Below are 23673 nucleotides of genomic sequence, written 5' to 3' on the forward strand. Positions count from 1 at the left end.
ATTCCCCAATTGAATATTGACTATAGTAAATGGTAACATATAAATAGATTATAATATTGTGTTAATATTAAATGATATGTATACACTATTTTAATAATGATTAGTTGGGGAGAATAAAATGTGCCAAGAAGATAAGAAAAAGCAAATTACTACAAAACAGGCTGCGGAATTATTAGGTGTTGCTGAGAACACAGTTTTATCATATTCCAGACAAGGCATATTAACTGCAGTGAATGAAAAAAGTTGGCAAATTGACAATACGAAGTACTTTTATATTGATGATGTAGAAGAGGTAAAAGACAAATTAAAAAAGCCAGGACTTAGCACCGGTGAAGTTGCTACACAATTAGGTGTATCTACTGTAACGGTATTTAACTATATAAAGGATGGTAAACTTACTGCAGAGAAAAAAGTTTATAGAGGTAGGGAATTATATTTTATTAAACAAACGGAGCTTGAACGTTTTCAAAAAAATTATAAAAATGTTAGAAGTAGAAATAACAAAGAGTTTTATTCCAAACCAAATAAACAAGGTTGGTTTCAATTGTTTATTCATGAAAGAAGTGAAGAACATGGCAGATTGATGGTTGGGGAAGATGAAGATTACTTTTTACTAACTGCTAGTGGAAATAAGATTCCATATACGAAAATTGAGCAATATGGTTTTAAACCGGTTTATTTAATTGAAAGAGGTTCGATAATTTCCAAAAGGAAATTTGCTAAATTTGAGTTCCCTTACGAAAATAATGTTGAATCTAATATATACTCTTTCTTAGATAAATGTTATGAATATATCACTCCAACAAATATGAAGATGAACATAAATAAAGAAAAGATAGAGTTAGAAATTAAACCATATTGTTTCCCTTACGATACTTTAGATGAAGATACGATAAAAATTATTAAGGAATATATGGTGGAAGGTTCCATAATCTCAACGATTAAAGGGATTTTTATAGATTCTGAATATGACGTGTTATCTATAGAGATACCATCTCATGTTAAAGATTCTTTGAAACAAATTGCGTCTGAGAGAAATTTGACTTTGGAAGAGTTGGTTTCTAAAATTCTTGTAGAATATGTTAATGAAAATAACTAATATCTTTTTCTGGATAAACATATTTATAGGCAGCGGTAATTGATATATTGAGATTTAAAATGAACAAATTGAAACCATTTGGGGTTCCATGAATTTAATCTTAATTTTAACGTTCATATACATAATATACAATCACCCCAGACTTAAAAAAGCTGCCATATGCAGTTTTTTTATAGCACTAAAGGAGCATGTTAAATTGAAATAAACCTCAGAGAATTACCACTAAATATAACATTTATAAAAAAATATTTTTGGTTACTTAGATAAATTTATCTGGAGGGAAAATAAGAAGAAAATGTAGGGTGAATTCATATTACACCAAAATGCATGAATCTAGAAAGGTGAGAATTAACCCTCCTATTTTTTAGAAGGGATGTTTTGTTTCTAATTCTTTATAAATTGACGTCAGAAAATTATTAACGTGAAATAACATTTCATCTATATATTCTTTCTTAACCACAAGTTGTCCTGAGTTTATTTCTAGGTTAGAACTTTTATTAATAATTTTTTCAATTCGCTTAGGATTATTATCATCAAATATTCTTCCATTACTATGAACGATATTATTTCTAACTTTATTTAAGCTTTGTATAAAATTTAATTCATCTGCTAAATGAAGGATATTTATTTCCATTTCTATTGTTATATATTCTAATATGGCATCTAGATCGGAATTGTTTTTTTTGTATTTCTTGAAACCATGTCTATCCTTTGATTGCTGATAATGTATTCTAAATAATGCTCGCTCAAGGCTAGAATATGTTGCAGTAATAATTGAGTATCTTAGAATACTTGGATATTCATCCCGTACTAATGCCAAGTCATCATAATAATATTCATAATAATTTTGTTTCTCATCTTCGCTTAGCCCCTTTGTTGCTTCATCTGCTTGTTGTATAAATTCATCAAATTTTGATTCTATAAAATTTTCTACTTCGTTAGAATATAGTGTAATTAACTCTAGTCTATATTCAGAAAGTAACCAAACTAAATTATATTTATTCATATTGAAATACCTCATTTCAAGTGTTTGTTTATGAAAACTTTAAAATAATACTAAATATCGTAAATGAAGGGAGTTAGTTAAAAAGAATCAAACCAGTGGTTTAGAAATCTTTCATCCACTAAAAGAAGGTTAGTGGAACAAGTAATTCTAATGATAAATTACGATATGATAGGGAGTGATCCAATGAAAATTTGTTTTGGTTCATAAATCTATTGCCCTAATATGCTAATAAAAAAGTCGATACATTAATAATATAGGAAAACGACTTTTTATAGCATGAATTTCTCCTATCAATTTTATTAATATAACCTCTATTTTATTTTTTCTATTCTTAATATTGTTTTTTCTTGTAATGGAAAAATCACTTCATGCTCTTCTCTGATAGCCGATGAGTTTAACTCAAAATTTGGAATCTCCAATTTCATAGCTGATATAAACCCCTTAACACTAATCCCTGGATTCTCTTTTGTTGCTTCTGCTGTAATTATTGTATGAGGAATCGATGATTTAAACCAGTATATATCTTCTAGTCTTTCAGCTGCTGTCCATGAAACATAATGATTATTAAAATTCACTTTTTCAAGATTTAGGTGAACTCTTCTTAATGTGCCGGTATACTTCAAATATTTTGCAAACTCGTTTGCTACTTTATTGTCACTACTCTCCCAAATCTGAATATCTTTTATAACTTTTTTCCAACATTCATCTGTAAAATCTAAATTAGTTCTTCCAAAGCCTTCTTTTGGATGATTTACTCACATTTTAAATAATTTTTCTAGATCCATATTTAGCTCCTCCTTGTTTTCATTTGCCTTTATTTTAGTCATTCTTGAAGTTACTATATTGTATATAGGTTATTGTATAATTAGAATATATTAAAATGGAAAGAGGAGAAAATATTGAGTGATTTGATTGAACGTTTTAAACATAAATTAGATGACATTTCATTAAACGAAAATCATATACAAAATTTTCTTGAAGAAAATACAGAACTTATTTCGACCCCTTTTTTATTAAACCATCACTTGCACTTTAATAGTATAATAACAAAATTTAAGATAAGTGATGGACTTATCTCAGATTTTGCTTTTCTAACTAAATCGACAGATTTCTGGCATTTAGTCTTGGTGGAATTAGAAGACCCCAAGAAAAAAATATTTACAAATAATAACGAACAAATCAAGTTTAGTGCCAAATTTAATAATGCAATGGATCAAATAACCGAATGGAAAGCGTATATTGAACAAAATCCTACACAAATATTAAACAGAATAGCCCCTCTAAAAAAACCCTTAGAAGATCGACCAATTAGGTTTAAATATGTATTAATATATGGTAGAAACTCTGAAAAGGAAAATGATATTAGAAGAACAAGGATGTTTGCACAAAAGACAAATGATGACATAAGAGTAATGACTTTTGATTCGTTAATTTCAGAATATACATCAGCATGGTATAACTATGGGAAAATGATTCTATCCCATTGGCGTGAAGGGTATCAAGTGAAATCGATTCCTTCTAATTTAGAAACAAGTATATTTGCTTATTTAACGCCAGCAAATTTAAAATTAGAGGCAGAACAAAAAAAAATACTAATTGAACAAGGTTACGAAATAGAAAAATGGGAAGTAGGAAATATTCTAAGTCATAATAACAAATATACCGAAGAAACTAGGCAGAGGTTTAAGTCCAATAAAACAAAGTTATAATACTTCATGAAATTACTATTAAACTTTTAAATAAATATCCACATTCTTGGTACTCTTTATGATATAAATCTGCTGCTGAAATACCTTTTAAAGTATAGAAATCAATAAAATTAACTGTAAGAGCCTTGCTGGACATTGAAATGTATCGAGGCTCTTATACTTTTGTTTTATCCTTTTTACAGGACAACTACTTTTTAAAACCATTTCATCTATTTAAACGGTTATGTCTGCTTACATAAAGAAATATGGATTAACTACAAATGTTTTATAAATATCATTTTCTATCTATTAATTGCAAAATGTTTTGGGTTAATTGATGGACAATTATTATCTCTTCTGTACTTCTTGTACTTAATAATTCCTGATGAAGCTTTAATAGTAATGTCTTATCAGTTTCTTTTTTTAAGTAGTTTTGTGCAAATAAATCAGTAGGTGAAATTTCAAGAGCTTCCGTAATTTTGTTAAGCGTTTCCAGGGAGATATTTCTTTCTCCTCTTTCAATACCACCAATATATGTATAGTGAATATTTGCCTTTTCAGCTAGTTCCTCTTGTGTAAAACCTCTATATAATCTGAAATAACGGACTCTTTCTCCAATGGTTTTTACTAAGTTATTCATTTTTTCACCTCTTTCTATAAGGGTAAAAAACAATGGAAATACTATACAGTAGTTTATATTCAAAAAAATAAGTAGAATAATATTTATAAGTATTAAAAGACAGGTGAATTTCTACATTACTATAATAAGTAACAGAAAGGATTTCCCATGAATGAAGAAAACTACTATATTAAGAAAAAAGAAACCATTATACCATTTTCGCATGGTAAATATAAAATTAAGAAAACTACATACTATCTTCAGGATAATGAGTATGGATTAAGAGTTGAAGTCACAAGATTTAGTCTAACCGGAACTGTTGAAGTGAGGCTAGTGTATGGTGGGGGACTAATTATTGAAAAAATTTATACAACTAAGAGTATTGTTCATCCTACAAAGGAGCAACTAGAAAAGATAATAAAAGAGTTCTGTGTAAATTCCCACCAATATAAGAAATTAAGTGGTAAATAATCAGTAATTATTGCTTTTTTCAAAATAATCAACTAGAATTTATATATACATTTTTTTGTAATTTTTATTTTTAGCTATCTTTATGATAAGCATATTCTAATAGACACGAAGCCTTTGGGCCTTTGATTTTTACTTAACAATATTTTTGTTAGGTTAATAAAAGGACCAAAGGCTTTTTTGTGTTTATCACTGAAAGGAGCGGTATGTAATTAATGAAGGGGAAATATTTAGGAAAAGCAGATAGTGCTAACTTAGTGCCTGGAATGAGTTATTACTTATTTGAAAATGGTAAGGATTATTTTTATGTTTCTCGTTTTAACAATAAGAAGGCTCATTTTGGTTGCTACGAAAAAACACCTTTTGAAATTAATGAGGAAACAAGGGAGAAAAGTGAGGTTACATTTAAAGTAAGTATTTCAGGACAGATTTCATTTTTCTAAAAGAGATCAGTTGGCATTTATCATTGGTTTTTTTAATAAAAAGGGAGGCAAAAGAATGGAAACTTTAATAAATACTGTAGAACAGGTGAACTTTAAAGTTGAAACTTCATGTTTTAAAACATATGAATTTTCCACGCATAATGGATTATATGTTGAAGAGGCACAATCGGAGTTTAGTTCATTTCGTTTAATGATCTATAAAAATGAAGAAGCGGCTATATTTGTTGCAAATGAGTTTGATTATGATATTAGCGAAGAGGTTTCTTATTTATTTGATATCGAAAAGATTAAAAATATTTGTGAAAACCAAAAGGATGTACCAGATTTCTCTGATGATTACTATGAAGAAAATTAAAAATTCTGATATTTTTTTGAAATCATATTAGTAATAATTGGTACAGGTGAAATGGAGGAACTGAGATGTATTACGATCGTGAAATACATATAAGAGTGGAAAGAGAGAGAAAAAGAATAATCGAATTCCTAAAAGAAAAGGGGATCACACGAAATAAAGATGATGAAAAAATAGATGATTTAACACTTTTGTCATTAACTTTAATGGAAAATGAATTACTAGCAGATATAAATACCAAAAAAGTATCTATATAGGAGGATTATTTAATGATTAGTTATACTGAAGAAGAAAAAGAAGTTGTGACTAAATTAGTTATGGAGTTAGCAAGAATAGATAATAAGAAAAGAAGAAAAGATTTAGTTTGGTGGTATTCCATGGCCAGTGGAATCAATAATAATGAAAAAACTAAGAAAATCATGGAGGATATAGAAGCAATTTAGCTTTGCCTTTTCTGAAAGGAGAGTTTAGTTTTTTTTGGGTTGAATTTTTCTATTTTTATCCTTATTATAAATATATAGGAAATTAGAAGAGTGAATATAATATATTGAGAAATGGGAGCACCCCAATTACTAAGTAAAGTCTTAGTATATTGGAGTGCTCTCTTTTTTGGAAATGAGGGGTTTAGATGAAAAAGATTATTTCCACTTTATTTATTTTATTTTTATTAAGTGGATGTTCAACAGATAGCCTAGTTACATACCAGTCTAAAGAGAACTACAAGACTGATAATCAGGTAGAAAAGGAGATTTCGTTTAAGAAGTACTTTAATGATGTCAATCGTTCTAGTGAAAAGGCAGCTGATATTAAAACAGAAAAACACAAAGCTATAGTAAAAAAAGTGATAGATGCTGACACTTTAGTTTTGGAAGCAGATAAGTATACCGCTTTGAGGTTAATCGGAATAAATGGACCTGAAATTACAAAAGGGAAGAATGAGCCATTTGGACAAGAAGGTAAGGAATATCTGGCTAACCTTATAGAAGGAAAGGAAATTACCTATCAATTGGATCCTAATGCTGATGAAAAGGATAAGTACGGAAGAATTTTGGCGCATGTCTTTTTAGATCAAATTAGTATTCAGTCATATTTATTAAAAGAGGGATATGTTAAATTAGCTTACTTATTTGATGAATATGAATTTATTGATGTCTATAAGGATGCAGAAAATATAGCAAAAGAAAAACAATTAAATATTTGGAGCATCCCTGGTTATGCAGATACTGACTTAAATGGTTTTGTTAAGTAATACAAAGATATTCTAAAACAATAAAATTGGAGGAATACTCATGTATAAACTAAGAGATCAAATAGAGCGGGTAAGAGAAGAAATGTTAAAAATTGCATTCTCAGAGGGATTTAATTCTCCCGAAGCAATAAAGAAGAGTAAAGAGTTAGATGAATTAATACTAAGATATCAGCAAATGAACCAAAATGAATCGGTAGAAGTTAGAATTTGTTAAGAGGGTAAGAATAGTTTAGGAGGGGACATAATGATAGATTGGAGAGAAGAAGACGTTAATAGATTCTTTAGCTATCATAAAACAATTACTTATTATGGTGATGAAATACCTAAGTATCTGGTTCTAGAAAATCCAGATGGGGACGGTTGGATAATTGGTATGTTTTATCCATTTATAGGAGGAGAGTACGTTCCATTAGAAGAAGCGGGAGACGTACGACTAATATTTTCTACATTAAAGTCAGCAAAAAATTATGTGGATTTTAATTTATGGTGAGAAGTGATCAAATAATAAAAATTCTTAGACTTGAAAATTTATATCTAGTAAAAGGGATAGGTTTACTATCTCTTTTTAAATTGTGTAGTGTTATAAGAAAGAAAATCGTATAATAAATGTATAACCTTTTTTTCTTTTTTCTTTTTTGGCAATCCTATTTAGGATTAGCGTCTTAACTAATAAACACGCAGCCTTTGGGCTAATAGGCATAATACATGTAACGCATGTATTTATTGTCTATTGCCTCAAAGGCTTTTTTGTGTTTGCGCAAATTTTTCAAGAGAGGTGAATAGGCATGTTAAATAAAATAATTTTGGCTGGTTGTATTGGATTTGGTATGGGAGTTTTAACTCACGCAAAGAGGTATGGGACAATAAAAAAACCGAGGAATAATAAACTTACATTCTATCCGGGTTTCTTATTGGATGGTTGTTTTGGAGCTGTTGGAGCTATTGTTACGATTTTATTCAGTGATCCAAATGGAACGGAACGAGTAATTTTAACATCAATCTTAGGTGGATATGTAGGTGAAAATGCAATTATTAAAGTTGAAGAATCACTTCAATCAAAGAAGGAAAGCAGAATAGAGGAAATAAACAGAAAGATAAATCAGGATCTGTAGTGTTTATTTTTTCAACATGATTTCGATATGTTATAATATTTATAACAATAATCGTAGTATAGTGCAGAAGAGCATAGAATATAGTCGAGGTAAGATAGACGAGAGGAGAGAAATCATGAAACTGAATGATATCCTAACGGAAGAAGAAAAAAAACAAGTTAATGATTTAATGGTAGAGTTAGACGATTGTATTACTGAACGCCAAATGGATAAGATAACTAAGGCTATAGAAGAGATTTTTAATGAAGCTAAAAAAAGATATTATGAATCAATAGGTTCAAATAAAGAGCAAGCAGCTTCCTTACAGGAAGATAGAAGGATATTTCATAGAAGATCCCCTAAGCGATTAAGAAAAGTATCATCTTACTGAACAGAGAAGAGATTAATAATCTCTTCTTTTTGTTTTGTTTTTGATAAGTACATAAGCACGATTCTTATGAAAATAAGAAAATAAAAGTGCTTATAGGATAAAGGAACATTTAATTAATGAAAATTAATAACAACTAGACTTTTCGTTATATGGTTGCTATAATTTACCTATATAAATAACGAAGAGGGAATCCCCCTAGATGAAGACATATAAACTGTATGTCTTATTCTAGGGGGATTTTTTTGTTGAAAGGAGAAAAAGCGTCATGGAAAGAGAGAAAAAACTGAAAGAAGGCACATACTGTACGAATGTTTTATTAAGATGGTTAACAACAGATTTATTATTAACTAATAAACGGTTTAAAGGGTATGATCGCAATACCGTTTTAGGTTTAATGCCTATAGGAAAAAATGAAGTTACTATGTCCTTAAAGAACATAGCTAGTGTTTCAACATCAACAAAATTTCATCTAAAGAGATTTTTGTTTGGTCTGTTTTTTACATTCATATTAGGACTTCCTTCTTTTGTTAATGGTGATTTTTTCATAGGATTAGTCCTTATTCTTATCGGTATTGTTCCCTTGTTTAACAGTTATACTTGTTCGTTAAATGTATCGAATAATGGAGGGGTAGCTTTACCTATTGAGATTTCTATACTGGAAAGAGGGAATTTACAAGAATTTGCAAATGCGATTAATGACACAATTGCTGAAGTAGAATAGGGGGCTTAGAAACAAATGTCTCTATCTTCAGAATTAGTTAAAAACGACTTTATTCAATTTCCTACAGATTATACAGATATGGTAATTAGATATGAATTAAGTAAATATGAATATATTGAAATACCCTTTATTAAAAAAAAAATTGAGAGTAAAGAATTAGCAGAATTAATTATAGAAAAAAGTAGTAGAGAAGAGAAAAAAACGCTTGTTGAGATGATAAACCGTATTCAAAAAAGAAATAGCTCGACAAAAGGGTATTTGGGGATTCTAGCAGTAGCTTTATCTACCAAAGAGTAATGTTTGAGAAAGTAATCACTTGATTTAACAAAGGTTTGATAGAGAGTGAGAAGTAAATGTGTATAGGAAAAGTACTTTTTGGTCTGAATATGGGCATTGTGCTAGCATTACCTCAATTAATCCTAATTTTAATTGATTATTTAAAGTGTTAATACATGAATATGTTGAACAAATTGAAAATTCAAATGGGATAACCCCAAGATTCATAGAGAGACATTCATTTCTATGTATTCTTGGGGTTATTTTTTGGGGAGGGTTAAAATGAGTAGTAAAATTAAAAGTATCACTTTTCTTTCTGCTATTGGGTTATCCATAGGGTTGATAAATGGACCAATCCATGTTGCTGCAAATGAGAGTGAAAAAGAAATAACAACGATTGATTCGATTGATGAATATAATAAAAATTTGAAAGAACAAATTGTAAAGATGGATAAGGCTATAAATATAACCCAAAATGAATTAGTTTTAAAAAAAGGCAACTAAATCATTTAAAAACAGCAATAGACTTAAATAAAAAGCAGGTAAAAAAAGTTAAAGATGAACTGGCCGCGAAAGAACATGAATATCGGGAAAAAAAGAAAAGTTCGGTGAATGATCTACCCTTTCTTTCGGATAATTTTGCCGGGATAAATGAAGATATTATTATAAAGAAGAACGTAAAGAACTTTAATTTCGTAGAAGATTTGAACAGAGATTTTACGTATTTAATGGAAAAACAAACATTACTCAATGAATTTAGCGATTTGAATGAACAATTGCAACAACAACAGGAAGCTTCCAGTAAGTTAATAGATGCATTGAAGGAAAAAGAGGATACTTATAAAGAAAAAAAAGAAAAATTAGAATTAAAAAGCAAAACTTTATCAAAGGATAAAGAGATGATTGAAGCCGCTATTACTAATGAAAATGCCAGGGTAAATGGAGAACGATTTGAAAGTGATTTTTACCAAAAAAGCATTACATCATCTAAAGAGGTACCAGAAGAATATATGCCATATTATCTTTATGGTGAACAGACATATAACATACCATGGTATTACTTAGCGGCTATACATGCTGTAGAAACCTCCTTTTCCACTCATATTTCCATGGAATCCAGTGTTGGAGCCATAGGACCTATGCAATTTATGCCTTCTTCATGGGTAGGATCTAAGTACGATATTGGTGGAGGATTAGTAGCTGAAGATATAGACATCACCGATTTAGAAACCATAAAAAGAGGAAACGGGTTTGGAATTGATGCTAATAATGATGGAAAAGCAGACCCGTGGAATCCAGCGGACAGCATTGCAAGCGCAGCGTATTACTTAGCTTCTCATGGATTTGAAAATAACAAAGAGAAGGCAATATGGGCCTATAACCATGCAGATTGGTATGTTGATAAAGTTATAAAGTTAGCAGAGAGCTTTAAGTTCCAAAAGGACATATCTACAATCGATCTAAATATCAATAATAATAGTGGGATTGATGTTACAACAGTAGGATATAAGTGGATAAATAATTCTTATTACGTATTTGGAGGAGGAAGGAGCAAAGAGGATATAAGTAGAGGGTATTTTGATTGTTCTAGCTTTGTTCATTGGGCATTTGAACAAGTTGGAGTAACCTTAGGCAATAGAACCGGAGTGACAACAGACACTCTTAAAGAAATGGGGAATGCGGTTAATTATGAAGCTGCTAAACCAGGAGATCTCGTATTCTTTGATACTTATAAAAAAGATGGGCATGTTGGGATTTATTTAGGAGAAGGGAAATTCATCGGCGCCCAAAGCTCTACCGGAGTTGCAATTGCAGATATGTCTAATGGCTATTGGAATCAAAAGTTTAATGGAAGAGTTAAAAGAATTTCCCATTAATTATATGAGGAGGAATGGGAAATGGATAGTAAAAATAGCAAAATGATAGATAATGCAAAGAAATTAGCAAATGAAATAGTAAGAATAGAGAATCAAATTCAGTTGATAATTGAATCAAAACAATATGTCTTTGATGTTTTATATGATGGGGAATTAGGATGGATTGTTCAAACTTCCTATTGTCAAATTGGAGGATGTATAGTTAATTACATTCCTTGCAAATCTAAAATCTCTGCTATTGAAGTCTCTGCAAGACTGACATTTAAAGGGGTGAAACCTGATGCTTATGGAAGCTGTTTAACTTGTAGCGAAGACATATATGAAATGCAAACATAGAAGATAGCTATGAATTCTAAAAATTTTTAAATACAATGAGGTTGATAAATCTCATTATATTTCTACCCTCCACCCATAAAAAAATAATTAATAAAAGACTATTTTAATTACTATTGATTTTGTTTAATCATTCATCTATAAATTTATAATTACAGTGAGAAGTACTTGGGAAGCAACAAAATTTGCATAAATTTTATTACTTAACTTTTCATTGTTTTTTCTAAGTGTTGAATAACTAAATATCGTTTGTAAAAGAAGTAACACTAACTATTAAAAAAACTAAATGTTACTACGAACGAGGAAATTTAGATGCTTTAAAGAGAAGAAACTCGAAAACAGATAAAAATTCCATTTTTGAGTTTCTTTTCAACATACGATATTACAAATCCATGTTCAATATGGAGAATTTAAGTAGTAATTTCCTTTAATTATCCAAGAAGTTTTTTCAATGTATTTTCCAATGAAGTAAACTAAATTGAAAAAAGTTAAAGCGTCAAAAAATAAATGAATGAAAGAAAATCTAAATTTTTTGCTGACATGTAGAAGCTTTCAGTAGGTATTAATCATATAGATTCACCTCATATATGATTTATTTACTATTAAAAGTTACCCAAACTTTATAAATAAATGAATCCTCTACCTTTAATCCTGGATGAATATTGAAACTCTTTTCTGTATGAACAACATAATCAGGATTAGAAGCTAGAAAAAATGAAAGAGCATATGCTATTTTATAATCTGGTGTTATATATCCATTTATTGTTCTACCATGTATTTCGTTTGCTAAAGTATCAGCCCATACCTCTGATTCTCTTCAAGTTTAAAAAATAATAGTTTCTTTTTTCCATTCTATCTTCATCATTTATAACCTCATTTCTTTATTTCTTATGTTTCGGTTTCTTCTTTAGGGCATTTTGCAAGTTAAATATCGATAACCATATCTTTCCGGATTTGTACCCGTTATATGCCAAGTAAGAAGTGGATAACTTTGACCTTTAATTTGATAATTTTTCATGCTTCTATGAAATTATATGATGCTCCTTCGGAATGGGGTTCATATGGTGTGTTTATAGCTTTACCGTTTACTGCTGCAGAGGGCATTTTAACTACTACAATTTTTATCGAAGTAAATGTTGACTAACTTTAGCTGTACAAGAACACTACCTTCAATAAATAATAATATACAATAGTAGAAAATAAATTAATTAGTAGAGGGGAAATTATTCTCATCGTGTTTCTATAATTTTTCTATCTATTGAAGGAGGAGAGGTATGGGAAATATCTATCTAGAAAAGTGAAAGTTACAATTTATACAAGAGGAATATTTCAAAAGTTAAAAGAAAACAAAGATTTTAAAAAGAATATATGTATATAGGAAAAACTAGTAAGTAATCTTCCATTTATTAGTATGGAACATGGTATAATATACTTAATTTTAAGAAGCTGATTATGCTTGGAAACTTGCAGGTAAACAGGCTTAATATAATATTAATACACAACAGAGTCAACAGGGAAATTTAAAGCAACGTGAGGCTAATGAAGCAGCGAAGAGAGCAATGAAATTATAATAATAAATTCTCTGAGACTGCTGTTCTTTGGTGTTCTAAAGGATTTTAATGTATTTTTCAATCGTTCTTTTAATCCAAGTATTTTTTTATAAAAAACATGTCCAATCCTCTATTTAATCACTTAATAATTTGAATAGAAAAATTAGATGATAAATCTTTAAATTATTTTGGTGGATTCGACTTACATGTCAAAGACAACAAAGGAAGTGGTTAGTGTTATCGAAAGTACTTAAAATAGAGAGAATATCAAATTATTGATAAGTAATTTCCTTATATTAAAGGATAATGGAGAACTTTTGTAATGGTTAGAGATAGTTCAAGAGATTATATAAAAGGGTGGGTGAATTCATGATATTTACAATTTTACATATTTCAGATATACACTTTAAAAATGAGCATAATTCCCTTGAGGATAAGCTGGACAAATTTTATAGATCTGTAATTTCAAACTTAAGAGATTCGGATTATATAGTATGTTGTGTTACTGGTGATATAGCTTATTCAGGTTTGCAAGATCAATATTATAATAAGGCATTTTCCTTTTTTGATAACTTAAAACAAGAGATATATGATGAATTAAATAAAGAAGTTGAGTTTTTATTTATACCAGGAAACCATGATTGTGATTTTAGCAATAAAGAATTTGAAAAACCTCGCAAAATACTCATAGAAGATGTAAGAAAAAAGAAAGATTCTCCAATTGAAGAATCAATTATAAAAATGATAAAACAGCAGAAATATTTCGAAGAATTTAAAGAGATATTTCATCAGGATTGGAAAAATTGTAAATTAGTATATAAAAATGAATTATTTGAAAAAGTAACTCTAATCTTAGAAAATAAAAAAATTTGTTTTAATCTTATTAATAATTCATGGATTTCAGAATTACAAGAAAATCCAGGGAAAATGATATTTCCTATAAATATGTTAGATTCTATAGAAGATAATTTAGGAGATGTAAATATAACTTTAATACATCATCCTGATAACTGGTTAGACCCTGATAATAGAAAAGCATTTCGTAAATCAATTGAAAATTCTTCAGATATTATATTAAGCGGTCATGAACATGCGGGGGAAAATAGTACTGTTGAATATTGGAATAAAAGAAAAATTCAGTACCATGAAGGAGGAGCGCTTCAAGAGAATTGGGACGATAGTATCTCATCTTATAATGTAATTCATTTTAATTTAGAAAATCAACATCAAAAGGTTGTCTGTATTGGTTGGAAGGGTGATATTTATTCAAGAATTATGGAAACTGATTGGGAGAACACTTTGCAGTACAATCACTCAGTTAAAGGTAATAATTCAGAAATATTAGAACCTACAGATCGTTATTTAAATCAAATAAACAATTTGCAAATTCCGCTTACTCATCCCAGAGTAGAGGACGTAAGTATTAGTGATATTTATGTTTATCCACATATGAAAGAGTTGCTTTATCAAGAAAAGAATAATGAGGTAACATCACAAAAAAATGCTGATCACATATTGAGTGAACTAAATACAAGTACACACTTTTTTATTACTGGAGAAAAGGAATCAGGAAAAACGACGTTATCCAAGAAGTACTTTAATGAATTTTATCAACTAGGATATTATCCGCTTCTTATTGATGGTCAAGGAATTAAACCTGCACTTATTAAAGATATGATAAAGTTACTGAAAGAACCAGTATGGGATACATACGGAAAAAGCAATTATGAACGTTATTTACAATTAAAAAGAAATGATAGAGTTTTAATCATTGATAATTGGCAGAAGGCAGCATTGAATGATAAATTGAAAACAAAATTTTTAGAATATGCTAATAAGTGGTTTAATAACATTGTGTTTTTTTCTGATTCAGTTTCAAATATTAAAGAAATGCTGCAATTAAGAACAACAACAATAGAAAATTTGAAGATAAGACAGTTTAAATTATCGGAGTTTGGATATGTAAAAAGAGCTGAGTTGATTGGTAAATGGGTAAAATTAGGTCAGGAAGAGAGCTTGAATGAGGAACAAGAAATCCGCATAATTGATCAATTTGAAAAAATGGTAAATTCGGTTATTGGTTCAAATTACATTCCTACTTTTCCGTTATATATATTAGTTATGCTGCAGACCTTTGAAAGTGGTAAAGAACATAACTTAGATAAAAGCACAAATGGTTATTATTATGAAGTCTTAATTAAGCAAGCATTGATGAAAATACAGATACAAAACAAAGATATTGAAACGATGAATAATTATTTGACGGAATTAGCATTTTACTTTTATAAATTCAAGTTAAAGAAAATAAAACCACTTGAATGGGACAAATTTCATGATAAATATAGATTAGAATATGATTTAACGAATGAGCAACTGCCATTTACAATTTATAAGCAAAAATTGTTAGGAGCAAAAATTCTGGAAAGTCATAATGACGGATTTAGGTTTTCTTATTCTTACATATATTATTATTTTATAGCTCAATATCTAGCAAAGAATGTTAAAGAGGAAGAAGAGCAAAAAATCATTGCAAATCTTTGCAAGAATTTATATGTAGAAAAAAATGCAAATATATTAATGTTCTTAGTTCATTTATCTAAAGATTCATCCATAATGTTCAGAGTGAAAGAGGCTGCAAAAGGTATTTTTGAATCGTTAACTGAATTAAGACTTGATGAAGATGTTAGCATTATTAATGATTTTATGGATTCAATTCCAGCAATGGTAATTCATGATATTGATGTAAAAACGAACCGTTATGAAGTTAATAAAAGTGCGGATAATTTATATGACTCAAAAATAGATGAATCAGAAGATGACTTCAATGAGGAATCAGAAGAGGATGTTGAAAACCATCAGCTTCAAATTATAAATGAAATGAATAAAGCATTTAAAATGATTGAATTAATTGGCCAAATTTTAAAGAATTATTATGGATCTATGAAGGGCGAAGAAAAGAAAAACCTATGTAGCGAAGCCTTCACAATCGGTTTAAGAACAGCTAACTCTATAATTGGGGATTTAAAAAATAATAAAGATAGTTTAATTGAATTCATTACAGATTTAATAATATCTAAAGAGGGAGATGCAAATTTATCAAATGAAGAAATTACAAAGCGATCCAAAAGAATCTTATATAATATGTCAAAATTAGTTATTAGCGGTACAATAATGAAGGTTTCTTTATCTGTCGGATCTAAGGAGTTAGATGAAACATTAAGAAAAGTTGAAGATGTTCTAGATATTAATTCTGCAAGATTGATAAATGCCGCAATTAAACTTGAACATTATGATCAATTTCCATATGATGATATAAAAAATCTATATAAATTATTAAACGATAATAAAATTGGTCAAGATTTATTAAGAGATTTTGTAAAAAGACATCTGTATATGTTTAAAACTGATTTTAAGGAACAACAAAAAATTTGTTCTAGCGTTGGAATCCAGTATAAGCCTCAAAGTATGTATAGAATTACTACTGCAGAAAATAGTGTATTAAGATAAAAATTCAATTTCTATAAAGTATGTGCGTAATAATCTAAACGAGAATGTTATCCAGAATATATTATATTGGTTATTGTCAATTAAACGACGAGTTAGTATAAAAGGTTAACCAGTTATTGGTTGACCTTTTTACTAGCTCTAATTCTAAGGCTTTATGATATTACCTTAATTAGATACCACCTAGGCAAAAATCAAAATATAGTAATTAAATTATTCGGGGGATGATATATTGGAAGACACTAATAATTACTCTTCAGATGCACCAATAATGGACTTGAGTGAAGATAAATTTAATAGGTATCCATTTGCAAAGAGAATTGCTGAAGTTATATCTGGAAGGACTGACCCAAGTAGTATTGTTATAGGAATAAATGGAGCTTGGGGTGAAGGTAAAACATCGGTGTTCAACTTCATAGAAAATGAATTAAAACCATATACTGAAATAGTATGTCTAAAGTTTAATCCATGGAGGTTTGGAACAGAAGAAACGATGCTAATAAACTTTTTTAACTATTTAGCAGACGCAATTGATAGCTCTTTAGAAACAAAAAAGGATAAAATATCTAATCTAATTAATACATATGGTATTCCCATAGCAAAAGCTACTGGTTTTAATACTATAGCTGAAGGTGTAAGCCCATTTTTAGCTAACGGGGTTAATTTAGATAAACTTAAAACTAGACTAGAAGAAAAGCTGAATAAGGAGCAGATAAGAGTTGTTGTGTTAGTAGATGATATAGACCGTTTAGATAAAAATGAAATACATTCCTTATTTAGACTTATTAAATTGACTGCTGATTTTAAATATACAGCATATGTGCTTGCCTTTGATAAAGAGGTTGTAACCTCAGCATTGCAAGATAAATATTCTTATAGCAGCAGTTTCACAGGAGCCTCTTTCTTAGAAAAAATCATACAAGTTCCATTACAATTACCAGCAGCAGATTTAGAAAATTTAAGGGATTACTGTTTGAATGAACTAAAACATATTCTTGAAAAAAATAAGATAGACTTAAGTTATAGTGAAAAAGAGGAATTTTATCATTACTTTACAACTAGTTTGGAGTTATTTCTTCGTACTCCAAGGCAAGCAAAATTATATGGGAATATTCTTACCTTTTCATTACCTTTACTTAAAGGTGAAGTGAATGTAGTTGATTTAATGCTAATTGAAGGGATAAGAGTTTTTACTCCAATAATCTATTCCTTCATAAGGGATAACCAAGATTTGTTTTTATCTGAAAACACTAGTTCAGAAACAGATAAAGAAGAAAAAGTTCAAAGAATTAAGGAAGCTTTAAAAGGTCTAGATAATGAAGAATTTGAAGGAATGTTGAATCTATTAAAATACTTGTTTCCCCAGTTGAATAGTATCTATACAATCTTTTCTATTGGTGAAGAAGAAGATCAATTGAGTTTAAAACAAAGAATTTCTGCAAAAGACTATTTCCAAAGATATTTTTCATACTCAGTAAATAATAAAGATATTTCAGATATGGTTCTGGATGACTTGCTAAAAATTGCTGATAGTTTAAATGAAATAAAAGTTAAAGAAAAATTTAATAAGATAATTACCGAACAAAATAGGGAATCAATAATGACTAAATTAAGACGCAAGACTAGATGGTTCACGATTAATCAGGTTAAACATATCGCCTTAGCTTTAGCTAATATATCAAATGATTTGCCAATAATTGACGGATTTATGCGAAATACTAAGTTTGGTAATGCGGCATATGTAATTGTTGGGTGTATTTCTTCTGTTAAAGACAGTGAGTTAAGACTTTCTATTTGTAGATATATTTTAAAGAGTATAGATAATTTAGATTTTTCTATCGAAACATTTATATTATTAAATCCAGAAAAAGAAAATAATAAAAATTTCACTCATGAGAATTTACTTTCTGAAAACGACTATAAAGAACTTGCAAGATATTTAACAGAAATCATTGCAAGTAGGTTATATGGCGGTAAAACTAAGGGAGCGAGCGAGTATTTAGCATACATGTTTGCTATATGGAATGACTACGGTTTAGATAATGAAGCTACGGACTATTTGATTGAAAAACTTCAGCAAGATGAATTTTTTGTTTTTGAATTCCTAGAAAGATATACGCCTGTTTCCTACAGTGGGAGAAATAGAGGAGATTTTGAAATAGATAACTATAAGGCAGTTTGCAGATTAATAGACCCACAAATTATAATTGATCATTTACTTGATAAATACCCTTTATTACCAAATGACGAGGAGTATCCATCATCCTTTGATATCGAAAGAAACGAATTGCTAGCAAGGCAGTTTATTTGGCTTAATAATAATCCTCAATAAATCAAAAGTAAGAGGGATAATAGATTAACAACTTACAGTAAAATTGATAAGATCTAAAGAATCTTACCCTTTATTATCTTTTACCAAAATAAACAAGTGAATGGTTTACTTTATAATTTTTATATATATTTATCGAGGCTTCAATAGCTCTAATATAAACGTCTAAATCATGATAAATAAGGAGTTAGCATGAAAGCAGTTATTATATTCAAAAATAATGAGAAACTTGCACAATTTCCAACAATTCAAAAGGCAGCACATTTTATGAAAGCAGAACTACGTCGAAAACAGATTCCCTGGTCAATCGTCAATAAGGGAATTCAGCATAACATTAGTTATATGCACACAGATGGAAATGTTTACAAAATTTGTAAATTAAGTGATGATGTTAATCTTAAAAGGGAACAACAACTGGTAGCTCTAAATACGCTCCAAAAAAGTGAATTTTCCAGAATAGAATTCATTGAGTTTTTAAGCAGAAATTTGGAGCAAATTATTTACATAAAGCTCCAAATAAGCGATGAACGATTAAAGCAACACCATTTAAGTCCTAAAGGGTTAGGGGATGACTTATACTATCTAACTGAGAGCTTTCATCGTCAGAAAGGCTTGTATAATGGCAAATACAGTATGACTGACTTTATTACACCTCAAGCGTTACTCCTTATGCATCAAAAAGAAAAGGTCAAACTAATTTTTGAACATATGATACCCAAAAATCTTTATTTAAATATGCTAGTGGAAAAAGCAAGAAAAAAAATATTAACTTATGATGAAATCTATAAAGTGCTAATGAGATATTACTATACTTGTACTGTGACAAAGGAAGAAGATAATTCTCTACCTTCAACAAATATGCAGAATGGTTGGGATGGCCAAAATGCATTCTATCGCTATCAATTAGCTGGAATTGAATTTATAGAGAATCCAAAAACATTTAAATAAAGTATTCTGGATTAATAGATAACTAGGTAAATGAAACAATTCTAATATATAGCGAACAATTAAAATCTCTCTGTGAAATGAAACTATTATCCGCAATATAACTTGTATTAGAATCTGATTTGGGATTTGTCGAAAACGAGAAAGAATATTTTAAGTGCATAGTTATGTACTAGTGAAATCTGCCTTATGAGAGTAAGGGAAAGGTGCATTAAGAAGTTATTACTACTCTCATAGATTATTAATATTTCTTAAGAATAGATTTAATCAATGAAGAGTAAACCTTCTGCTTAATTTATGACAAAGAATTTGGTACATAAATAATATAGGAGTGATGATTACTTGCATATTGGTAAATATATAGATTTTTTGCGAAAAGCAATCAATAATGTCGAAGACGTTTATTATGGAAATAAGGCTTGGATAGATTCTATGCTTAATTATCATGAGAATAAGATTGAATCCCAGGATGACCGAAAAGAGTTAATACCGTATTTGAGTAGGCATCAAGAGAGAGTATTCTGCTATGAGCTTTATCATCAATTTCGCAAAATAATGGAACAAAAACAAAATGAACTGACCGAAGAATGGATATTGCAAGGTGAACCCCGCAAAGGGCCAATAGGTAGTGAAATTGAAGAATATTGTGAAGTACAAAGTATCGATAAAATATATTATCCTGACTTCCTAGTACATGAACCTAATACAATGAATAATGGCTTAATTATCGAAGTTAAAGCCAACCCTAGCCTTACTATAAAAGATATGAAAAAAGATATATTGAAAATCGATCAGTTTATAAACAAATATGAATATCAAAAAGGGGTTTTCTTAGCGATAAATATTACCAAAGATAGGCTCAAGGAACTTCTAAATGATTCTCGTCTAATAGTTCCTCTAAAAGAACAAGTTATTTGTACAGATGAAATCTTACTTATATTTAAAGAATCAGCTAAGGAGAAGATAATCACAATAAACCTAGGGAAATTGTTAACAAATGGCTTTATCTTAGAATAAATTTATGAAACTTTGTACTTACACAGAAGGATGCTTAAGTTGAAGAAGAAATAATATAAATAACTTAGTATTAATATTTAGTATAAATATAAAGGATAAAATTTTAATAAAAGATAAGAACCTTCCTACACAACAATAAAATGAGCGGGGGTTAATATCTTTTAATCTTTTACTTTTAACTATTCGTATAATATAAATTTTACGAACAATAGAATGTGGACGGATAAAATGTAAGTTTGGTATAATATAATTATAGATTTAAAACAAAAAAATAGCTCAGCCCTGCCAAAACGGTAGCGGGGAAAAGCTATTCTTGCGCGTATATTACCAGCTCTACATAAACGGTAGCGGAGAAAGTAATATCATATAATTTATGATGTAATTATAACATTTATGTACTAAAAGTCAAATTAATAGCACTAGGAAGTGTTTATATGAATTATTTAATATATTTCGATGAATCAAACAAAATTGATCAATTTAATAAAGAGTTTTCTTATTATGGTGCATATAGTGGTACTGACTTGGCTCTTGCCAATCTTGTAAAAAAAATAAGGGTCATTTTTAAGAACAGTAATTCTAATAGTGAATTACATTTTAGAGAATATACAAAGGATACACATATAAAAAAGTACTTACAAACGTTACATACAGTTATAAAAGAAAATATTAGAATAAACATTTTAATAGTGAACAATACTGATGCATTCTCAGCAGCTGATAAAATTGGTTTATCAGCTAGTGAACTCCGAAACTTATTTTATATTAAAATACCAGAACGGCTTTTCTATGGATTAACGCGTGATTTATCTCATATAGGTAATAATATTGACCCTGTCAATGTTAAGATTAAAATTGATAGCAATGATGAATATGATAAACTATTTCTTAATGATAAAATAACTGAACAAATGAATGCACATTCAGCATATCGAAATAAAAACTATAGAGTCAACAAGGTAATATCTCAGGATTCTAAAAAGTCTATTCCCCTCCAAATTGTAGATACTTTTATGGGGATAGTTGTATTTCTGTTAGAAGAAGGATACCTTGAAGATTCAGATCATTCGATTGTAAAAAGTGATTTAATTTATCGTTTTTTATCTGTTGATGATAATATTATACGATTTCAAAATCAAATCCGACTTTTTAAGTGGACTGGTAATGAGGAACTTACTCCAATTAATATTGCAGAGTACGTATCCCCTTTTATTATCCATAAAGCAAATTATGACATTGAAGAAATGACTAAAATTCAAAGAATTTTGGTGGAGTATCCGAAGATATCTACTAGAGATTTGAGAATTATGCTTCAATATCCCAATACACGATTAAGGCAATTATTAGGTTATAAAGATCAAATCAATGGAATTGGTCGTAATACATATCTATTAAACTAATTGTTTTGATGTTGCCAATAATATAATTATGTAAACAAACATTCGTAAAAATTGTATTATACGAATGTTTGTTCTATTCGGTTATACAAAATATATTTGTTATTTATGGAATATATTATTTTAATAAATATTCCTATTTTCACCTTATAATATTAATTTATCCTTTTATTTAAATAAAGAGCCCGTTAATGCAATAAGGAAATTTATTTTCTTCCTACCAATGTACTTGAAGTTAATTACCATTTGGATCATAAAAGTGGAAATATGAATGACCGTTATCTTCTTGTATAACCTCAACTTTACCTTATTACAACTTTTTGTTAGATAAAATGGCAGCATGGCTTTATTCATGCTCCATTTATCGTATTAGTTACTTTATTATTCGATTTACAATTACTTCATAAGAGAATCGAGAACATCAAATTTCTGACCTGGGCGACTTAGATATTTACAACAACACCCTGGTTTGGCAAATTTGGACAGTAGATATTGCTATTCGGTTTTTTTTGTTTAAATATAATTTTTAGTGTAAGTGTTGACCATAAATTATGTTAGAGTTTTATCAATAAATCATCTAGGTTACCATTATAGGATTGGTTTTCTATAGAATTAACTAGTAGAGTGGCATTTGTATGAACTGCATATAAGTATCTAAATATATCTCCTGCCATACATTCCATTGAAAGGGTATCATTTAGTAAATAAGCATCAATATATGGATTCCTTTTAAGTTCTTGTGCTTTGACTCTATGATTTCCATCGATAACAATTACAGTATTATGAGGATCATATGCAACGATAAATATTGGATTAACTTTTGTGAAATTGATGCAAGATTGTACTTTTGAAGGGTTTAATTGTGTTAGTCCATCAAGTAAATATTTTACTGGTACAGCCTCTGGTTTTAGTTTATTCCTTTTTATTATTTTGGTAGCTAATTCAATATCCCAATATAAACTAAAAAAATCTTCATCATCGAAATAAAATTCACGATGATAAAACTGTTTCATACCAAATCTTGAAAAATTGGGAACTGGCGCATTTTTCAATTTTTTATATAAATCCTCCATTAAATTCAAATGCCTAATCTCAATAGAGTCACTATATTCTATAAAAAAGTCACTGAAAAAATTATCAAGCTTATGAAAATTAATCTGTTTAAATTTATTTAATAATTCTAAATCTGTTAGTAGTTCCTGATTCATAATTAACCCTCAAATCTATTACCAATAATTTATGTATTTCTTTCTCTTTCAATATAAATTTATACTTATTTAAATTTAATAAATCTTCTAATATTTATATCGTATTTTTG

At 28.9% G+C, this 23673-nt stretch carries 28 protein-coding genes; 23 read left to right on the plus strand and 5 right to left on the minus strand.

What is annotated here, in order from left to right:
* Window positions 1–118: 118 nt before the first annotated feature.
* A complete protein-coding gene (locus tag NST77_RS25345) occupies window positions 119–1099 on the plus strand; it encodes a helix-turn-helix domain-containing protein (protein ID WP_341123875.1) in 981 nt (326 codons plus the stop codon).
* 364 nt (window positions 1100–1463) lie between these two features.
* Here the strand turns inward: NST77_RS25345 and NST77_RS25350 are convergent, their stop codons facing one another.
* Window positions 1464–2105, minus strand: coding sequence for a hypothetical protein (locus NST77_RS25350; protein WP_341123876.1), 642 nt, complete (start codon window positions 2103–2105; stop codon window positions 1464–1466).
* 311 nt (window positions 2106–2416) lie between these two features.
* Window positions 2417–2728, minus strand: coding sequence for a hypothetical protein (locus tag NST77_RS25355; protein ID WP_341123877.1), 312 nt, complete (start codon window positions 2726–2728; stop codon window positions 2417–2419).
* A 276-nt stretch (window positions 2729–3004) separates the two neighbouring features.
* On the opposite strand from NST77_RS25355, the gene NST77_RS25360 reads away from it, so the two are divergent.
* Complete coding sequence (locus NST77_RS25360) at window positions 3005–3814, plus strand: Shedu immune nuclease family protein (protein WP_341123878.1); 810 nt, start codon at window positions 3005–3007, stop codon at window positions 3812–3814.
* Between the two features lie 274 nt (window positions 3815–4088).
* On the opposite strand, the gene NST77_RS25365 is transcribed toward NST77_RS25360, so the two are convergent.
* Window positions 4089–4433 (minus strand): helix-turn-helix domain-containing protein, encoded by a 345-nt coding sequence (locus NST77_RS25365; protein ID WP_171510432.1) that lies wholly within the window; start codon window positions 4431–4433, stop codon window positions 4089–4091.
* Between the two features lie 147 nt (window positions 4434–4580).
* Between NST77_RS25365 and NST77_RS25370 the strand changes: the two genes are divergently transcribed.
* The 15 genes from NST77_RS25370 (at window position 4581) to NST77_RS25440 (ending at window position 11616) form a co-directional block, all read left to right on the plus strand.
* Window positions 4581–4883: a hypothetical protein gene (locus tag NST77_RS25370; protein ID WP_016204207.1), complete on the plus strand. Its 303-nt coding sequence runs from the start codon at window positions 4581–4583 to the stop codon at window positions 4881–4883.
* Window positions 4884–5095: 212 nt separating this feature from the next.
* Window positions 5096–5323 carry a hypothetical protein gene (locus NST77_RS25375; protein ID WP_341123879.1) on the plus strand — a complete coding sequence of 76 codons (228 nt, stop codon included), beginning with the start codon at window positions 5096–5098 and terminating at the stop codon, window positions 5321–5323.
* Between the two features lie 55 nt (window positions 5324–5378).
* Window positions 5379–5678: a hypothetical protein gene (locus NST77_RS25380; RefSeq protein ID WP_047944801.1), complete on the plus strand. Its 300-nt coding sequence runs from the start codon at window positions 5379–5381 to the stop codon at window positions 5676–5678.
* A gap of 65 nt (window positions 5679–5743) precedes the next feature.
* Window positions 5744–5932 carry a hypothetical protein gene (locus NST77_RS25385; protein WP_047944802.1) on the plus strand — a complete coding sequence of 63 codons (189 nt, stop codon included), beginning with the start codon at window positions 5744–5746 and terminating at the stop codon, window positions 5930–5932.
* A 12-nt stretch (window positions 5933–5944) separates the two neighbouring features.
* Window positions 5945–6118, plus strand: a complete 174-nt coding sequence (locus tag NST77_RS25390) for a hypothetical protein (protein ID WP_186325669.1) — start codon at window positions 5945–5947, stop codon at window positions 6116–6118.
* A gap of 185 nt (window positions 6119–6303) precedes the next feature.
* Window positions 6304–6924 carry a thermonuclease family protein gene (locus NST77_RS25395; RefSeq protein ID WP_144545656.1) on the plus strand — a complete coding sequence of 207 codons (621 nt, stop codon included), beginning with the start codon at window positions 6304–6306 and terminating at the stop codon, window positions 6922–6924.
* Between the two features lie 40 nt (window positions 6925–6964).
* Entirely contained in the window at window positions 6965–7138 is a 174-nt protein-coding gene (locus NST77_RS25400) for an aspartyl-phosphate phosphatase Spo0E family protein (protein WP_016204211.1), read from the plus strand.
* Between the two features lie 30 nt (window positions 7139–7168).
* The gene (locus tag NST77_RS25405; protein ID WP_328283185.1) at window positions 7169–7414 is read left to right on the plus strand and encodes a hypothetical protein; all 246 of its coding nucleotides are present in this window, start codon (window positions 7169–7171) and stop codon (window positions 7412–7414) included.
* A gap of 295 nt (window positions 7415–7709) precedes the next feature.
* Window positions 7710–8036 carry a DUF4257 domain-containing protein gene (locus NST77_RS25410; protein ID WP_016204213.1) on the plus strand — a complete coding sequence of 109 codons (327 nt, stop codon included), beginning with the start codon at window positions 7710–7712 and terminating at the stop codon, window positions 8034–8036.
* Window positions 8037–8151: 115 nt separating this feature from the next.
* Window positions 8152–8406 carry a hypothetical protein gene (locus tag NST77_RS25415; protein ID WP_016204214.1) on the plus strand — a complete coding sequence of 85 codons (255 nt, stop codon included), beginning with the start codon at window positions 8152–8154 and terminating at the stop codon, window positions 8404–8406.
* A gap of 265 nt (window positions 8407–8671) precedes the next feature.
* A complete protein-coding gene (locus NST77_RS25420) occupies window positions 8672–9127 on the plus strand; it encodes a hypothetical protein (RefSeq protein WP_152112338.1) in 456 nt (151 codons plus the stop codon).
* Between the two features lie 15 nt (window positions 9128–9142).
* A complete protein-coding gene (locus tag NST77_RS25425; RefSeq protein WP_144545662.1) occupies window positions 9143–9424 on the plus strand; it encodes a hypothetical protein in 282 nt (93 codons plus the stop codon).
* A 261-nt stretch (window positions 9425–9685) separates the two neighbouring features.
* The gene (locus NST77_RS25430; protein WP_341123880.1) at window positions 9686–9907 is read left to right on the plus strand and encodes a hypothetical protein; all 222 of its coding nucleotides are present in this window, start codon (window positions 9686–9688) and stop codon (window positions 9905–9907) included.
* A 104-nt stretch (window positions 9908–10011) separates the two neighbouring features.
* Window positions 10012–11280 carry a C40 family peptidase gene (locus tag NST77_RS25435; protein WP_341123881.1) on the plus strand — a complete coding sequence of 423 codons (1269 nt, stop codon included), beginning with the start codon at window positions 10012–10014 and terminating at the stop codon, window positions 11278–11280.
* Window positions 11281–11301: 21 nt separating this feature from the next.
* The gene (locus NST77_RS25440; protein ID WP_341123882.1) at window positions 11302–11616 is read left to right on the plus strand and encodes a hypothetical protein; all 315 of its coding nucleotides are present in this window, start codon (window positions 11302–11304) and stop codon (window positions 11614–11616) included.
* A gap of 589 nt (window positions 11617–12205) precedes the next feature.
* On the opposite strand, the gene NST77_RS25445 is transcribed toward NST77_RS25440, so the two are convergent.
* On the minus strand, window positions 12206–12391 hold the full coding sequence (locus NST77_RS25445) for a hypothetical protein (protein ID WP_341123898.1): 186 nt from the start codon (window positions 12389–12391) through the stop codon (window positions 12206–12208).
* Window positions 12392–12616: 225 nt separating this feature from the next.
* Between NST77_RS25445 and NST77_RS25450 the strand changes: the two genes are divergently transcribed.
* From NST77_RS25450 to NST77_RS25475, 6 genes are all read left to right on the plus strand, one after another.
* Window positions 12617–12757, plus strand: a complete 141-nt coding sequence (locus tag NST77_RS25450; RefSeq protein WP_341123883.1) for a hypothetical protein — start codon at window positions 12617–12619, stop codon at window positions 12755–12757.
* A gap of 775 nt (window positions 12758–13532) precedes the next feature.
* On the plus strand, window positions 13533–16670 hold the full coding sequence (locus NST77_RS25455) for a metallophosphoesterase family protein (protein WP_341123884.1): 3138 nt from the start codon (window positions 13533–13535) through the stop codon (window positions 16668–16670).
* Between the two features lie 229 nt (window positions 16671–16899).
* On the plus strand, window positions 16900–18999 hold the full coding sequence (locus tag NST77_RS25460) for a KAP family P-loop NTPase fold protein (RefSeq protein ID WP_341123885.1): 2100 nt from the start codon (window positions 16900–16902) through the stop codon (window positions 18997–18999).
* Window positions 19000–19188: 189 nt separating this feature from the next.
* Window positions 19189–19944 (plus strand): hypothetical protein, encoded by a 756-nt coding sequence (locus NST77_RS25465; protein ID WP_341123886.1) that lies wholly within the window; start codon window positions 19189–19191, stop codon window positions 19942–19944.
* Between the two features lie 339 nt (window positions 19945–20283).
* Window positions 20284–20958 (plus strand): hypothetical protein, encoded by a 675-nt coding sequence (locus NST77_RS25470; protein WP_341123887.1) that lies wholly within the window; start codon window positions 20284–20286, stop codon window positions 20956–20958.
* A gap of 434 nt (window positions 20959–21392) precedes the next feature.
* Window positions 21393–22358 carry a DUF3800 domain-containing protein gene (locus NST77_RS25475; RefSeq protein WP_341123888.1) on the plus strand — a complete coding sequence of 322 codons (966 nt, stop codon included), beginning with the start codon at window positions 21393–21395 and terminating at the stop codon, window positions 22356–22358.
* A gap of 551 nt (window positions 22359–22909) precedes the next feature.
* On the opposite strand, the gene NST77_RS25485 is transcribed toward NST77_RS25475, so the two are convergent.
* Entirely contained in the window at window positions 22910–23563 is a 654-nt protein-coding gene (locus NST77_RS25485) for a hypothetical protein (protein WP_341123889.1), read from the minus strand.
* Window positions 23564–23673 lie beyond the last annotated feature (110 nt).

Origin of the sequence: Niallia sp. FSL W8-0177 (assembly GCF_038006285.1) — a bacterium.
In the GTDB taxonomy this organism is placed as follows: Bacteria; Bacillota; Bacilli; order Bacillales; family Cytobacillaceae; genus Niallia; species Niallia circulans_A.

What these genes read in the sequence shown, in the direction of transcription:
- NST77_RS25345 (WP_341123875.1), top strand. Translation starts at nt 119, where the DNA reads ATGTGCCAAGAAGATAAGAAAAAGCAAATTACTACAAAACAGGCTGCG.
- NST77_RS25350 (WP_341123876.1), bottom strand. Translation starts at nt 2,105, where the DNA reads ATGAATAAATATAATTTAGTTTGGTTACTTTCTGAATATAGACTAGAG.
- NST77_RS25365 (WP_171510432.1), bottom strand. Translation starts at nt 4,433, where the DNA reads ATGAATAACTTAGTAAAAACCATTGGAGAAAGAGTCCGTTATTTCAGA.
- NST77_RS25370 (WP_016204207.1), top strand. Translation starts at nt 4,581, where the DNA reads ATGAATGAAGAAAACTACTATATTAAGAAAAAAGAAACCATTATACCA.
- NST77_RS25375 (WP_341123879.1), top strand. Translation starts at nt 5,096, where the DNA reads ATGAAGGGGAAATATTTAGGAAAAGCAGATAGTGCTAACTTAGTGCCT.
- NST77_RS25380 (WP_047944801.1), top strand. Translation starts at nt 5,379, where the DNA reads ATGGAAACTTTAATAAATACTGTAGAACAGGTGAACTTTAAAGTTGAA.
- NST77_RS25385 (WP_047944802.1), top strand. Translation starts at nt 5,744, where the DNA reads ATGTATTACGATCGTGAAATACATATAAGAGTGGAAAGAGAGAGAAAA.
- NST77_RS25390 (WP_186325669.1), top strand. Translation starts at nt 5,945, where the DNA reads ATGATTAGTTATACTGAAGAAGAAAAAGAAGTTGTGACTAAATTAGTT.
- NST77_RS25395 (WP_144545656.1), top strand. Translation starts at nt 6,304, where the DNA reads ATGAAAAAGATTATTTCCACTTTATTTATTTTATTTTTATTAAGTGGA.
- NST77_RS25400 (WP_016204211.1), top strand. Translation starts at nt 6,965, where the DNA reads ATGTATAAACTAAGAGATCAAATAGAGCGGGTAAGAGAAGAAATGTTA.
- NST77_RS25405 (WP_328283185.1), top strand. Translation starts at nt 7,169, where the DNA reads ATGATAGATTGGAGAGAAGAAGACGTTAATAGATTCTTTAGCTATCAT.
- NST77_RS25410 (WP_016204213.1), top strand. Translation starts at nt 7,710, where the DNA reads ATGTTAAATAAAATAATTTTGGCTGGTTGTATTGGATTTGGTATGGGA.
- NST77_RS25415 (WP_016204214.1), top strand. Translation starts at nt 8,152, where the DNA reads ATGAAACTGAATGATATCCTAACGGAAGAAGAAAAAAAACAAGTTAAT.
- NST77_RS25420 (WP_152112338.1), top strand. Translation starts at nt 8,672, where the DNA reads ATGGAAAGAGAGAAAAAACTGAAAGAAGGCACATACTGTACGAATGTT.
- NST77_RS25425 (WP_144545662.1), top strand. Translation starts at nt 9,143, where the DNA reads ATGTCTCTATCTTCAGAATTAGTTAAAAACGACTTTATTCAATTTCCT.
- NST77_RS25430 (WP_341123880.1), top strand. Translation starts at nt 9,686, where the DNA reads ATGAGTAGTAAAATTAAAAGTATCACTTTTCTTTCTGCTATTGGGTTA.
- NST77_RS25440 (WP_341123882.1), top strand. Translation starts at nt 11,302, where the DNA reads ATGGATAGTAAAAATAGCAAAATGATAGATAATGCAAAGAAATTAGCA.
- NST77_RS25455 (WP_341123884.1), top strand. Translation starts at nt 13,533, where the DNA reads ATGATATTTACAATTTTACATATTTCAGATATACACTTTAAAAATGAG.
- NST77_RS25465 (WP_341123886.1), top strand. Translation starts at nt 19,189, where the DNA reads ATGAAAGCAGTTATTATATTCAAAAATAATGAGAAACTTGCACAATTT.
- NST77_RS25475 (WP_341123888.1), top strand. Translation starts at nt 21,393, where the DNA reads ATGAATTATTTAATATATTTCGATGAATCAAACAAAATTGATCAATTT.
- NST77_RS25485 (WP_341123889.1), bottom strand. Translation starts at nt 23,563, where the DNA reads ATGAATCAGGAACTACTAACAGATTTAGAATTATTAAATAAATTTAAA.